This is a genomic window from Hominilimicola sp. (assembly GCF_046972485.1).
GTDB lineage: Bacteria > Bacillota > Clostridia > UBA1381 > UBA1381 > Hominilimicola > Hominilimicola fabiformis.
In genome coordinates, this window is sequence record NZ_JBKVWU010000057.1 from 1 (window position 1) to 13,611 (window position 13,611).

The 13,611-nt window shown below is 42.2% G+C and carries 12 protein-coding genes and 2 pseudogenes; all 14 read right to left on the reverse strand.

The annotated features are described in order from the left end of the window. Nucleotides 1–230: pseudogene (locus ACLTU0_RS07245) on the reverse strand (hypothetical protein); the annotation flags it as partial. A 13-nt stretch (nt 231–243) separates the two neighbouring features. After that, the gene (locus tag ACLTU0_RS07250; RefSeq protein WP_022230672.1) at nt 244–1,038 is read right to left on the reverse strand and encodes an antirestriction protein ArdA; all 795 of its coding nucleotides are present in this window, start codon (nt 1,036–1,038) and stop codon (nt 244–246) included. Between the two features lie 9 nt (nt 1,039–1,047). Continuing rightward, nucleotides 1,048–3,111 carry a type IA DNA topoisomerase gene (locus ACLTU0_RS07255; RefSeq protein WP_022230671.1) on the reverse strand — a complete coding sequence of 688 codons (2,064 nt, stop codon included), beginning with the start codon at nt 3,109–3,111 and terminating at the stop codon, nt 1,048–1,050. Between the two features lie 83 nt (nt 3,112–3,194). Next, nucleotides 3,195–3,506 carry a hypothetical protein gene (locus tag ACLTU0_RS07260; RefSeq protein ID WP_022230670.1) on the reverse strand — a complete coding sequence of 104 codons (312 nt, stop codon included), beginning with the start codon at nt 3,504–3,506 and terminating at the stop codon, nt 3,195–3,197. 85 nt (nt 3,507–3,591) lie between these two features. After that, nucleotides 3,592–4,224, reverse strand: a complete 633-nt coding sequence (locus tag ACLTU0_RS07265; protein WP_022230669.1) for a DUF4366 domain-containing protein — start codon at nt 4,222–4,224, stop codon at nt 3,592–3,594. Continuing rightward, nucleotides 4,214–4,492, reverse strand: a complete 279-nt coding sequence (locus ACLTU0_RS07270) for a DUF4315 family protein (protein ID WP_022230668.1) — start codon at nt 4,490–4,492, stop codon at nt 4,214–4,216. Before ACLTU0_RS07270 ends, ACLTU0_RS07265 begins: the two co-directional genes overlap by 11 nt. Before the next feature lie 21 nt (nt 4,493–4,513). Continuing rightward, a complete protein-coding gene (locus tag ACLTU0_RS07275; protein ID WP_022230667.1) occupies nt 4,514–5,260 on the reverse strand; it encodes a hypothetical protein in 747 nt (248 codons plus the stop codon). Nucleotide 5,261: 1 nt separating this feature from the next. Continuing rightward, on the reverse strand, nt 5,262–7,796 hold the full coding sequence (locus ACLTU0_RS07280; protein WP_147514647.1) for a C40 family peptidase: 2,535 nt from the start codon (nt 7,794–7,796) through the stop codon (nt 5,262–5,264). A gap of 15 nt (nt 7,797–7,811) precedes the next feature. Continuing rightward, complete coding sequence (locus ACLTU0_RS07285) at nt 7,812–8,609, reverse strand: hypothetical protein (RefSeq protein ID WP_412321841.1); 798 nt, start codon at nt 8,607–8,609, stop codon at nt 7,812–7,814. A gap of 195 nt (nt 8,610–8,804) precedes the next feature. Beyond that, the gene (gene dcm / locus ACLTU0_RS07290) at nt 8,805–9,824 is read right to left on the reverse strand and encodes a DNA (cytosine-5-)-methyltransferase (protein WP_022230664.1); all 1,020 of its coding nucleotides are present in this window, start codon (nt 9,822–9,824) and stop codon (nt 8,805–8,807) included. Beyond that, nucleotides 9,817–12,207, reverse strand: coding sequence for a VirB4-like conjugal transfer ATPase, CD1110 family (locus ACLTU0_RS07295; RefSeq protein WP_412321842.1), 2,391 nt, complete (start codon nt 12,205–12,207; stop codon nt 9,817–9,819). The genes dcm and ACLTU0_RS07295 overlap by 8 nt, the downstream gene beginning before the upstream one ends. Next, nucleotides 12,191–12,607, reverse strand: a complete 417-nt coding sequence (locus ACLTU0_RS07300) for a PrgI family mobile element protein (protein ID WP_177617914.1) — start codon at nt 12,605–12,607, stop codon at nt 12,191–12,193. Before ACLTU0_RS07300 ends, ACLTU0_RS07295 begins: the two co-directional genes overlap by 17 nt. A 28-nt stretch (nt 12,608–12,635) precedes the next feature. Then, nucleotides 12,636–13,505, reverse strand: coding sequence for a VirB6/TrbL-like conjugal transfer protein, CD1112 family (locus ACLTU0_RS07305; RefSeq protein ID WP_022230662.1), 870 nt, complete (start codon nt 13,503–13,505; stop codon nt 12,636–12,638). Further along, nucleotides 13,505–13,588 (reverse strand): annotated as a pseudogene (locus tag ACLTU0_RS07310) (Maff2 family mobile element protein); the annotation flags it as partial. The gene ACLTU0_RS07305 and the pseudogene ACLTU0_RS07310, both read right to left, overlap by 1 nt. Between the last annotated feature and the right edge of the window lie 23 nt (nt 13,589–13,611).

Consider the following 13,611-nt stretch of genomic DNA (forward strand, 5'->3'; position numbering starts at 1 on the left):
CTTCCAACCCAGCCACTCACAAACTCGTTGAAATTTGACCTTATACCTATACGCCGATATTCCGTAACCTTTTTATAAAAGAAATCGTTGCATTGTGTTTGTATTCCCAAAATCAACGTGCCTGTCTGCGGATTATACATAAAACGGCGGTTTTGGATTTTCTGAATATCAAATGTTTCCGTATTAGTATCAATCCGCATAATTCCGTTTGTTATGTCAATACGTTTCATCAGATACCAAACCTCATAGGCTCAAATCGTTTTTTTGCCTTAACGGTACGGATTGCGTCTTTTCGGATTTTGACTTATTTTCCGCAAGCTGCTGACGAATTGACGGCTTTTTTTCTTCTGTTTTTACAGCGTCTTTCTGTTCAGCTTCAATATCGGGTATAGAGCTTATACGGTATTCGTCAGGAATATCATCACGGCTGCCGTTGTATATCTCTTTAAAATCACTTTGATTACACACAACATAACCGTAATCCGTAAATACACCGTTTTCATTCAGCGCAGTATCATCTCCATACTCCTTATAATCAATGTAATTTTCCAATGCTTTCAGTGTGTTCATATCATAACAGCCCAATTCATTGATAAGGTAATATCCCAAATCATACTCGTCTGTAATATCTGGATATATTTCGTAGCAATCAAGATTTTCAGTTAGATTTATCAAATCCTGTACACTGTCTGAATGTTCGCCCATTTTAACGATAGCCTTAAAATGCTGTACTTCCGCGTCCGACATTTCATCTAATTTGTCTGCGAGATAATTTAATTCGTCAAGGCTCTCATATTCGCTCAACATATCATATATCCCGTCAATATAACAATCATAGTCTGTAATAAACCATTCCTCATACGGCGAACCGAATACATCTTTTCCGCCTATACCTATACGCCTAAATACATCTTGCATTTCATCAGGAGTAACAGGGAACTTCACCCATTCGCCTACTAAATATCCCTCGTTATATTTTCCAAGATTGGTAACATAAGCGGCCAAGTGAAAATCTGGTGTGCCTTCTGTATCTGCCATATATCAACCTCACTTTCCGTCAAAATCCAGCCTGAAATGTACATACTTATCGTTGCTGTCGATTAAAACCACGTCCGCGTCATAGGTCTTATCCTTTTTCTCGGAATACAAGCCTTTTACCTTTGTTCTGCCTTTTGCGAGCAAATCAGACGCCATTTTCTTTGTAATCTCTTTTCGCTTGCTTGTGAAAAACCTGTCATTTTTCCACATAACGAATTTACAGCTTTTATTAGCGCAATAAAAGTTATTTTTGCTTTCGTGTACGTCCGAACCGCAGCGGGGACATATACCGATAACCTCACGCGGCGCGCGGAATATCGCTCTGTCCTCGTCTGTGATGAATGAATATGTGGTTACAAGCTCCCTTGTCAAATCCTCAATTCCTTTCATAAACTGCTCCGGCGGATAATTGCCCTTTGCAATCTCGGCAAGGTTATTTTCCCAATCGGACGTTAGAATAGGTGATGTGAGCTTTTCGGGAAGAACGCTGACAAGACTTATACCGTTATGAGTTGCAACAATAGACTTGCCCTTACGCTCTGCAAAACCTGTCTGTACCAGCTTTTCTATAATTGCCGCTCTTGTCGCCGGCGTTCCCAAGCCCTTGCGTTCCGCTTCGTCCGTTGTTTCGGCGGCTCCTGCCGTTTCCATTGATGATAATAGAGTGTCCTCCGTAAACGCTTTCGGCGGTGAGGTATAACCCTCTTTGACTTCTGATGAAACGGTAACGGTTTCGCCTTTTGTAATACAAAATACATCTTCGGCGCGGTCTGTGTCCGAATGAATATATCTTTTAAAAAGCTGTTCGATATTTTTCCAGCCCTCAAATAAAATGATTTTACCCTTTGCCGTAAACTGTACGCCGCCGCACTCCAAAACTGCGGTAATCGTTTCATACTCATACGGGGAATTAACCGCACATAACAGCTTGCACATAATAAGGTGAAGTATATTACTTTCGCCGTTTGGTATTTCCGCCAAGCTGATATTTTCAATTTCTGCCGTCGGAATAATAGCGTGGTGGTCTGATACCTTTTCATTATTGAATAAGCAGAATGTATCAGGCTTAAAATCCGTACAGTTTGAGAACGGCGCGAATTTTGACGCTATATGAACGATTTTAATAACAGTATTGTGCATATCGTCCGTTAAATATCGGCTGTCGGTTCTCGGATATGTAATCAGCTTCTTTTCATAAAGCGATTGAGCATAGTCAAGCGTCTGTTTCGCCGTATATCCGAATATTCGGTTTGCTTCGCGCTGTAATGTTGTGAGGTCAAACAGTTTCGGCGCGCCTGTTTTCTTTTTCTCTTTAACAGCGGAAATACAAACGGCCTGCCTTTCGTGGCAAGCCGCTTGTAAATTCTGCGCTTCGTCTTTGTCGGAAATCTTATCGCTTACAGCCTTAATATTGCCGCCGTCAATTTCAACGGTATAATATTTTTCTTTCCTGAACATTGAAATTTTGCTGTCCCGTTCTGCTATCATAGCAAGGGTAGGCGTCTGAACGCGTCCTATATTCAAATGCTTTCTATACAGTGATGTAAACAGTCTTGTTGCGTTTATACCGATAATCCAATCAGCTTTTGCGCGGCATAACGCGGAATTATAAAGATTATCATACTCGCGTCCGTCTTTGAGGTTATTAAATCCCTCGCGGATTGCGCTTTCTTCCATTGAGGAAATCCATAAACGGAAGTACGGCTTTTTGCAGCCACACATATTATATACAAATCTGAAAATCAATTCGCCCTCGCGTCCTGCGTCGCACCCGTTTATAATCTCGGTTATGTCGTTTCGGTTCATTAAACCGCTGACAACCTTATACTGATTTTCCTTGCCCTTGTTTATGGCAAACTGCCATTTTTCAGGTAGGATAGGTAAATCCTCATATTTCCATACCGCGTATTTTTCATCATACGCCGCTGCGTCCGCCAAGCCTGCAAGATGTCCGATACACCAAGTAATGATATATCCGTTTCCCTCAAAATATCCGCTTTTCTTAGCGGTTATGTTCAAAGCCTTTGCGTAGCTCTGGGCTGCCGACGGCTTTTCCGCAATTACTAATTTCATTTATTTAATCATTCCTCCTTTATTTTTACATACAAAAACAGCACCCAACAATGAGTGCTGTTTTTGTGGTTGTATATTATCCTTTATAAAACAGTTATAATATCCTCTGAAATACCGTATTTTTTTGCAACTGCTTTTACTAACGCTCTTTCTGAATGGTATTCCGTATTATCCACTAATGTTTGGTCGTCATATAATTCCTCATCATCTTCATCAAATAACATTATATGCTCAACTCGATATATGCCAATTAAGTTTTCTGGCATTTCTATGGATAATTCAACACGTCCTATTTCTCCTATTACATCAGGTAGTCCGCTATCATCTACCGCCCAAACTTCACCATCACTAACTACAATCATTCCATTACCTGTATATTCATCAACCTTACTCATATACAATCTCCTTTCTACTTGTTAGTAAGTATAAAATTTCTTGAATAAATATTATATCATAAACAAAGTAATATTGCAATATATTTTATTCATCTTCTGTATATGTATCGTCCTCGTTTTCGGTTTCCTCGTCCTCGCCGTCGGTAAATTCAAAATCTTCCAAATCGGGGGCGTTTTCCATATTCTTTTTTGGAAGATAAACCTTGAAATAGTACGCGCCAAGACCGCCTATACCTATAATCGCAATCAGAATAAGCATTATACTTGAATTGCCTGACTTTGATTTATCGGTTTTCGGCGCGGTTTTCGTCTTACCGTCCGGCTCCGCCGACGGCGACGCCTGCGCCTGCGGTGTAGGGCTTGCTTTTACTGCTGCGGGTACTGCCGCGCTGTTTTCCTTTGCAAGCGCTTCAAGGTCGGATATATCAACCTTATTCAAGAAATACACATTATCGTTTACATTCTGCTTGTCGATAACGATAAAAAATACGCTGCCGTCCTTTGCGGTTACGCTTATAAACTGCAATTTATCACTGTCGGAAATGTTGTCTACAACGTGCCCCGCGCCCGCTGTTGATATGGTACGCGCCGGCTTCGGCGTTTCCGTTGCCGCCGGCGCTGCTGCTGTACTGTCATAGTTTGCGTGTGCGGTTATTCCGCACATTCCGCCAAAGCATAATAAAGCTGCTGATAATATCGCAATAATTTTATTCTTCATTCGTGCCGTCCTCCTGCTGCTCGTTTTCCTCAATAGCCTTTAATTCCTCCTCGTACTCGTCGGGAAGAAGAACATCACCCTTTGCATACGCGCTTAAAAGTACGGTAAGCTGGGGAGTGCTAAGTTTAACAGCCTTAACGAGATTTACAATCTGCAAATTCTCGGCTTCGACTTTCTGCGCTTCAAGATTGCGTAATTTTTGCTGATACTCGCTTATCTTTGCTTTTGTCCTTATAATATCCTTTTCGATTTTTTCAAGTGTTGCCATAATTAAAATACCTCCATAAAATTAAATTTTTTGTTTTGCGATAAATTCATCAATCTTTTTATCGACTTCGGAAAATGTATTCCCATATTTGAACTTTTGACTTGCAAGGTTTTTGTCCTTTGATAATATTTCAAGCTCATTCCATAGGTCAGGGTGGTATTGCTTCAAATATGCAAACTCGCCGTAAGTCGCGTTAGGACAGAACCAACAACCGCCCCTTTTGTGATACTTATATATTGGGGACAGCAAATCATACTTGCTGCATAAATCATAAGCCATTTGTTCAGTATAGCCATATTCGGCAAGTAATGATATTTTATTTGTACCGTCAAGCCTTGTAAGCCTCGCCGGTTCGTCTGCGGCTATTCCGACATATTGTACAAATCCGCCATTTACATTTTTCAAATAATCCTGAATTGCTTTTATTTTTATACGGCTGTTAATTGTACACATTCCACCTATCGGAAAACCGCTTTTTCTTCCATTTCTTAACGGATTTTTAGATTTTGTGATTATCTGATGAAAACAATCTAAATAATCTTTTGTCGCGTGTAATATTTCAACCGTATAACCCCATTCTTCAAAAACGGGAATAGCTCTGTTTTTGATAAAGTCTATATGTTCGGGTAATTCGCCTGAAATACCGCGTTTCTTATCAAACATTACCTCGCTGAAAATGACGGTTGACGGCGGCAAGTTATGAATATGACTAAGTATTATTGCCGCCGTACTGTCCTTGCCACCGCTCCAACTGTAAAGATAACGCATATCAACCGCCCCCAAGTCTGCCAAAGGCGTAAAAATGCGAACTCCAATAGGAACTATCAATACTCGCGTACTGAATAGGGTTGCCGCAATGTATCATCATACCGTTACCGACAAATATTCCGACGTGGGTTACAGGCTCGCCCGCGTTATATGTGCCTGTAAAAAATATAATGTCGCCGGGTTTTGCGTCCGCTCTTGACACAACCGCGCATTGATTAAAAATACCCTGCGCTGTTGTACGGGATAGAGGATATACGCCTGACGCCTGATATACCCAGCATACAAAACCGCTGCAATCAAAACTCGTTGACGGTGAAGAACCGCCCCATACATACGGATAACCTAAGTATTTTTCGGCTTCCGTTATAAGACGTCGGAATGTAGCGTCGTTTAATGCTTCGCCGGGTATGGTATAACTCGGCGGCGCTGCCGGATTAGAATAAATATCGTCCGCAAATAAATAATCGCGGTTGCCCTTGCTTTCAAGATATATACCGTATAATTCCCGCTGGTCGTCCGTAAGGTTCGTATTTGTAAGCATAGTAATATTCTTGTTTACAAGCGTAACATTGAGTATTTTATATTCCTTGTCGTTGCCCTCGTCGTCCGTCCTTGTTTCCGTCTGAGATGTAAGCGTTAATATATACTGCTGTTCAAACAAATCATCAAGCGGCTGTTTTACATCATCAAAAGTGAAATCCATATACAACGCCGTGAGGTAGGAAATGAGCTCATACGGATTATGGCCTATCTGCGCCAAATCGTAATTGTATTCGTCATAACCTCCGTAATCGCGTTCAATATTGTTTATCTCACTTTGTAAACCGCTTTCAAGGTCTTTGTAATAGTTTTCCGCCGCGTATATATCTTCGTCCTCCGCAAAGTATGACGATACCATAATTGAGTTAAAGCCCGTTGTACCCATAACCGCGCAAGATGAAATTGTAGTTGCTATCCAAGCAATTATTAAAGCAATAGCAAGAATGACGCCGAATACCTTTTTATGACGCTTTATAAATTCAACAACGTACACCGTAACGTCCTTTGTGGTCTTTGCGGCTCGTTTTGCCTTTTTAGCGTTCTGTTCGGCGCGCTTCGCCTGCTGGTATTTTTTCTTAATCTGCTTTTTCTGAAAAAATTTCCTCAAAGCTGATTTTTTCTTGAAATCGGGATTATCCGCAAGTGTTTTTTGAACAAAGGCCTTTGCTTCCGCTTTCTCTGCTCTGAATTGCAGACGCGCCGCTTTTTTATACGGCGCGTTTTTGCGGTTTTGTATAATCATACGCCCTGTACGGTTTCCAAACCGTAAAATGCTTTCGGCTTTCTGTTCTGTCTTATGCGCGGCTTCAATTCCTGTATTTTCGTGTTCTGTTTCGCTCACTTTTGAATGTGCCTTGTTTAATACGGTCATACCTGCCATATCCGCCGCATTTTTTACAGGGGAACGGTGGTATATATCGGATTGAGGCTTAATCTCTTTTTCAAATTTCAGACGGGTTTTAGCTTTCTTTTTCTTTTCATCATAAACACGCTGCTTTTTAACCTTGCGCTTATGAGGTAATTTGTTTTGTGCTTTTTCCGCCTTGCCTTTGAGCTTATCGGCTTTCGCCTGCGCCTTTTCCGCTCGCTTAAACTGAAAATCGCCCTTTTCGGGAATATCTAAAACAGTATCGGCGTTTTCCGCCGACTCTGTTTTGGATTGCTTTTCCTGATATAAGCGGTTTTTGCTTCCGGCTGTCTGTTTTTCGGTTTTATCCTCTGACGGACGGAATGAAAATTCCGTCTTGCTTTCCCGCGTTTCAAAAACAAAATCCTCTTTTTCCGTTACTCTGTCAAAAACCGTATCGCCTGCGTCAACCGCTTCTTTGATGTTGTACTCTGCTGTTTTTTCGGTCTTGACGCGCTTTTTCTGATAGGCTCGGTTTTTATCCGGCTGCTTCGGATTGCCGTCTGCGGAATCCTTTTCGGAATCCGCGCCGAGCTGAAAATCCGAATTGCCGTTTACACGGTCAAACGCTTCATCAGGATTATGTGTTTGCTCGGTAAAGTCATAATTTCCGTTATCTTTTAAGGCTTCGGCACTATCCGGCTGCGTTTCTTCCGCCGTACTATCTGCGGAATGTTCAGTAATATCAACATCAAATTTCTTTTGATTAAATTTGCGCTGATACCGTTTATTTCTTGCCGCCGTAGTTACGGCATTAGAAAAACCGCCACTTTTGGGCGGCTCGTTTGTCGGCGGGGAATATGGTATATCCGGCTGACTATCAAGGTTAATATTCTCTAAGTCCTCTTGCTGTTCTGTATTATTTTCGGTAGGCTTTAATATTTCCTGACTGTCTGACGGATTTTGTACGGTAGAAGTATCAAGCGGCTTTTCGGTATCTAAAAATTTCTGCTGATACCTATTATGTTCTGAAGAAGTAAAGGGCTTCGCGCTGCCTTTTGCGCTCTGCCGTCCGAGAACGGTATCGGCTTCAACCTTTTTTGAAAAATCCGTGTCCTTATTCCGCGCCTTAAATTCATTGTCTTTCATTCATTACCTCCGCTGTTAAAGTTCGAGATTATCGCGCTTTTTTGTCTGCGTCGGCTTCGGCACGCTTTTCTCTGCCGCCTTAATGGAATTTAACTCCTTGCGGATTGACGGCTTTTTATCTGCGCTTCGGCTGATATTTTCCGTCTTTGCCGCTTCCTGAGCTTTTTGCATTTTCTCTGTAACATATCCGGGTAGAAGATGTTCGTGTACCATAAAGGATTTTTCATATTCTTTCGGAATGGGCGGGGAAATTTCCGTGAATAAATGTGAATAGGCTTTTATTCTGCCTTGTATATATTTTTCCGCTTCCGCCTTATCCTTAAATGAGCGTTCTTGTTCTGCAATACAGTTATTATGACCAACTGGACTATTTGTGCCAATAGACCATTTCACTTCCCAGCGTCTTGTTTTTTCTGAACGCCAGCTTGTGTAATCATACATACGGTATGTCATTTTATATACCATATTACTGATAGATGTACAATCGTAGTTATAACAATCTCTGTCGTTTACCCATTTATTTGAAGAATGCGAAACCTCCGGTGCTTGCAAATACTCAATAGCCCTGTCAAATTGTCTTGTAATTGCCGCTTTTTTTTCCCAATCCCGCGCTGACTGCCGTACTTTTTCAAAGGCGGCTGTTTCTTTTTTGACGTTATTATCACGCATAGCCTGTATTTTTTCAAGCGGTTGTGAAATCAAATTCAATATATCGGTTTCATTAACGATTATGGTATGCTCAACTTTAAGTGTGGCGCCGGCTGATAAATCGTCATTTTCATAAGTACGGTAATTATCGTAATCTTTGTACATATATACCTCCTGACATTTTTTATTCTAATTCCTTTAATCGGATAGGGCTTACAATCTCATAGCCGCGTCTTGCGGCAAGCTCGGCAATATCGGCAATCAGCTTTTTGCGTTCCGCGCGCTCTATATTCCTGATTGCTTCATACGCCGTAAAATCCTTGCACCCGCTGCCGTTAAGAAAATCCTTGTTTTCTCTGCTTATATCTGCTCACCTCCAAACTCACAATATTTCTTACATCTTCCCGTTTCAATATCTGAAATGAATTTAAGTATAGGGAACACCTGCGGAGGACATACGGCATTACCTAAGGCTTTTAGCCTGTCGGCTCTGCCGTCCGTCCTGTCCGTTATACGCGGAACGCCGACAGGTTCCCGTTCCCACAACTTAAATCCGTCCATTGCTTCGGGAACCCCATTAACCATTCCACCCAATCGGGATTGAGCGCCGCCGTCTCCGACTGCGGCTGTTCCTCTAATATCACCTGCGCCGCAAGGTTCGCCCCGTCCTTGCTTTTCCTCATTACCTCCGGCGGAAATTTTGACCTTATCCCGTCCGACGCTACCGGCGTCATATAGAACACCGCCGCCGACAGCGGAAGGCTCCAGATTGCGCCGTTTTTGTTCTTCTTCCGAAATATCCCGTTGTCTGAAAGATACACATTCATATTTACAGCCGCCGTCTGCTTTTTGTTGTTGTCGGAGGCAAGCGGAGTGGGAAACATCAACGCCGACGATAAAAGTTCTTGTGCGCTGATGCCACGCGCCGACACCGCAAGCTGGTAATACGAATGTTTGAACAGTGTAGCCCGCTTTTTCCAAGTCAAAAATCGTTTTGTCGAGCCCCATATTGATGAACCCAGCAACATTTTCGCCAAGCACCCAGCGGGGCTTGAGCTCTGTAATGACGCGGCACATTTCAGGCCACAAGTAGCGGGTATCTTCAAACCCTTTTTGTTTCCCCGCGCTTGAAAACGGCTGACAGGGAAATCCGCCGCTAATGAGGGTAACGCTGTTTCGTCCTGTTTTTTCAAAAAATACCTCCTTTGTTAGAGTTGTAATATCACGAAATCGGGGCACGCGAGGCCACCGCTTTTCAAGTATGGAAGTCTGGAAATCCGCCCATTCACATTGGCAGACGGTTTTAAACCCCGCTGCTTCTGCGGCGAGGTCTATTCCGCCTATACCTGTAAACAGGCTTAAATGCGTTAAATCATTCATCTTTCTGTATTTCCTCCGGCTTCGTCGTCATATACGAATACAGCTTCAAGTCTTTCGGGAAACGGTCTACAAACGGAATGATTACATTTCCGTAAAATAAAAGTCCCTCGCCCTCGCCCGACTGCGTTACATACGATAATTGGTGAGGGGATATATTAAGCTGCTTCGCTAAAATCTGTCTGTCGCCGCCTGCCTGATTGAGCATATAGATAAAATCGGAATTTTCAAAAATATTCTCAATCTCTCTTGACGATAACAGGTCTTTGACATTCTGCGTTATGCCTGTCGGAATACCGCCCCATTTACGAAAGCGTTTCCAAATCTCAACCGAATATGCCGCCGTCTGTTCCTCCTTTAACAGTAAATGAAATTCGTCTACATAATACCGCGTCGCCTTATGCTCCGCGCGGTTAATTGTTACTCTGTTCCATACCTGATCCTGAACAATCAGCATACCCAGCTTTTTAAGCTGCTTGCCGAGCTCTTTAATGTCATAGCAGACAATACGGTTATTTACATTTACATTTGTACGGTGATTAAACACGTTTAATGAACCGTTTACATACAAATCAAGCGCCGACGCGATACGCTGCGCTTCCGGCTCCGGCATAGCTTTAAGCTCGTTATATAAATCTTCCAAAATCGGCATTTTAGACGGTTCGGGATTAGCGAGGTACGGACGGTATATATTTATAACCGCTCTGTCAATCACGCTTTTTTCAATCGGTTCAAGTCCGTTCTTGCCGCCGACAATAAGCTCACACAATGAAAGTATAAAATCTGATTTTAATTGTACGGGATTTTCGTCCTCGCTGTAATTGAGGTTAATGTCCATTGGATTGATATAATCGTGCGAGTTCGGGGAAATCCGTATAATCTGACCGTTAAGCCTTGACACAAGCGGCGCGTACTCCGCTTCCGGATCGCATATAATTATATCGTCCTGCGTTACAAGGAAAGCGTTAGCAATCTCTCTTTTCGCGCTGAATGATTTACCACTGCCGGGTGTGCCTAAAATTAAGCCATTCGGATTTTTGAGCTTCTTTCGGTCAACAAGTATCATATTATTTGATAATGCGTTTAAACCGTAATATAACGCTTCATCGCCGGCTTGAAAAAGCTCCTGCGTAGTAAAGGGTACAAAAATAGCGGTTGACGAGGTAGTCAATCCGCGTTGTATCTCTATTTGATTTAATCCGATAGGCACGCTTGACATTAGCGCCTGTTCCTGCTGGAAGTCAAGACGCTTTAATGCACAGTTATATTTTTGAGCGATACCCTGCGCCGCGAAAAACATATTATCAAGTTTTTGTTTGTTATCCGCCGTATTCATCACAAGAACAGTAACAAGGAACATTCTTTCATTTCTGCTCTGCAACTGCTCTAATAAATTCTTTGCTTCACCGCCGAATGTCGCAAGGTCTGACGGTATAATATCCATATCATAACCGCTTCTGACCGCCTTTTTCTGTTCCTCAATCTTCATCTTGTCAAGGTCGGTTATTTTCCGCTTGACCGTCTTTATAGCTTCCGACTGGTCGATAGACTTAATATGAATATTTACGCCTATTCCCATATCGAGGTCGAGGAAATCCGCAAGCATACGGTCTGTTAATTCAGGCGCGAGTATCTGTAAAAATGATACAGTTCCAATTCTGCCGCCCATTCCAAACGTGCGGCTGTCGCGGAAATCAAACGAGGTAGGCGCAATAAAATCCTTTGAGGAAAGCCCCGTCTTATGTACCAAATCCCAATGAAAGCCGAATTTGTCTTTTTCGCCCTCATTGAAAGTACAGTGTAAAAGCTCTAAACGCTCTAATCCGTTAAGCGGTCTTGCCTGTACGCCAAGAGCCTTGAAGTTGCCGAGTATATCTGTTTCGATACGCTCTAACTTCTGCTTAGCCGCCTTTAAGTTATCCGCTTCAATTCCGAATGTGATAAATTTGCGCTTTATAATACCGTTGTTTCCGCGCGACAACTGATTTTTGAGCATACCCATATACTCAATGCGTATGTCATTAAAATTGTCTGCCTGTTCGGGAATATGTACGGCTTTTTCATACTCCGCCATATCGACAGTCTGATGGAGGAAAGAAAACTGTACAGAAATTGACTGGTCGAAATAGTTAAGAAAATCGCAGTAGTTTTCAAATATCTCGTTTTTATCCTCATTCCTTGCAAGCTGATAATTTATATCGAAAAACTGAATTGTTTTTGTAAAATAATTATCCTTGACTTTACATATCCCGTCCGGGTACATTTCCTTATATGGAATAGTCTGCTGTGCTGACGCTGCGCGCCTGCCCTGCATTTGCGCTTTTCTGATAGCTGCCGCAATAGCCTTTTTCTGTCGTGCTGAAAGCGGCTTATTCGCTGATATTATGTGCTTTTTCTTTTGTTTTGGTCTTGTGTTTGTATTCTGCTTCGGCAATTATTTTGACCTCCTTATCAAGTTTAATTTGGTTCATAATTGCCGAATACATATTATTTGTTTTATACGGTCTGACTCTCGGCGTCAAAAATCTTGACCGTATATAATTTCTTAAAATCTTTTCTGCCGGCTGTCCGTCCTTTTCGTACATAGCGAGGAAGAAGAACGGCAAGGCCGCGATTACAAGCGTCATAACCGCGCCGGTTGTGCCAAGCGCGCCGCGCGTAAGAAAGTATGTCGGAACAGCGACAGCGGCCGCAAGTCCAAAGCATATAAGCTGACGCTTCGTAAGGTTAAAAGCTACCTTTGTTTTTACGGTAGTTAAATCTTTTGGTACGGGAACATAAGGAATAAAAATTCCCCCTTTCATTTTTTTATTTTTAATGTGCGTTAAATATTGACTTTGACAGATTACCTGTCTTGAACAGGGAAAAGCATAGTACAACCGTATATGCCGCAATCGTAAATATGGTAGTATGCAGATTATTGGTTACAACAAAACCGTTTACCAACGCCGCATAAATGCCTACGCATACCATAATGAAAAATCCCTGAAAGCCTAATGCCACAAGTCCGCGCAAATAGTTATTTCCCATTTGCCCCCATTCGCGATTAGTCATTGTCGCAAACGGGATAGCTCCAACCGAGCAATATAAATAAATCTCTATCATACGTCCGAATATTACGACGGTAATACAAACGGATAGAATTTTCATACATAAACTAACAAGCGAGGTTTCCAAAACTAATAGGAACAGTTCGCCCATTCCCATAGCTTCAAGAGTAGTTCGTATGTCGGCAAGCGCGGAAGATATATCAATGTTCGTGTTCGCACCGATTACCCCCGCGCTGTTCGTTACAATATGCTGCGCAACGTCAAATACCGCCATAGTAATGTCAAAGGTGTGGGTAACAATATAAATTGCTACCCCAGCCTTTAAGAAATATTTGAAGAACATAAACGTGTCTATATCGTGCATATTGTTCTTTTCCGTAATCATAGTTATTAGCTCATAGCATAAGACAAAGGCTATAATAAGCCCCGCAATCGGCAGAATAACCGTCTGAGAAATATTCTGTATCAAAGAAAATATGCTTGCGTTCCAGCCCTGCGGCGTCTGTCCGACGTCCGCCGCAATCGTGGCGACTTTCTCGTTTACGTCATTAAACATTGTTGATAAACTACCCTCAATAAGCGAAATCAGAAAATCGCAAATCGCTTGTGTAATTTTATCAATTATTGAGTTCATCAGCTAAACAGCCCTGAGAGCAAGGGAACAAGTGTAGTTCCAATCAGCACGACGCCGCCGCCCGCCATAAGCTGTTTTATCCCCAATTAGGTGTAAAACTCTGCTC

Bases quoted from the DNA above. Each gene is read 5' to 3' on its own strand.
- ACLTU0_RS07250 (WP_022230672.1), bottom strand. From the start codon at position 1,038: ATGGCAGATACAGAAGGCACACCAGATTTTCACTTGGCCGCTTATGTT.
- ACLTU0_RS07255 (WP_022230671.1), bottom strand. From the start codon at position 3,111: ATGAAATTAGTAATTGCGGAAAAGCCGTCGGCAGCCCAGAGCTACGCA.
- ACLTU0_RS07260 (WP_022230670.1), bottom strand. From the start codon at position 3,506: ATGAGTAAGGTTGATGAATATACAGGTAATGGAATGATTGTAGTTAGT.
- ACLTU0_RS07265 (WP_022230669.1), bottom strand. From the start codon at position 4,224: ATGAAGAATAAAATTATTGCGATATTATCAGCAGCTTTATTATGCTTT.
- ACLTU0_RS07270 (WP_022230668.1), bottom strand. From the start codon at position 4,492: ATGGCAACACTTGAAAAAATCGAAAAGGATATTATAAGGACAAAAGCA.
- ACLTU0_RS07275 (WP_022230667.1), bottom strand. From the start codon at position 5,260: ATGCGTTATCTTTACAGTTGGAGCGGTGGCAAGGACAGTACGGCGGCA.
- ACLTU0_RS07280 (WP_147514647.1), bottom strand. From the start codon at position 7,796: ATGAAAGACAATGAATTTAAGGCGCGGAATAAGGACACGGATTTTTCA.
- ACLTU0_RS07285 (WP_412321841.1), bottom strand. From the start codon at position 8,609: ATGTACAAAGATTACGATAATTACCGTACTTATGAAAATGACGATTTA.
- dcm (WP_022230664.1), bottom strand. From the start codon at position 9,824: ATGAATGATTTAACGCATTTAAGCCTGTTTACAGGTATAGGCGGAATA.
- ACLTU0_RS07305 (WP_022230662.1), bottom strand. From the start codon at position 13,505: ATGAACTCAATAATTGATAAAATTACACAAGCGATTTGCGATTTTCTG.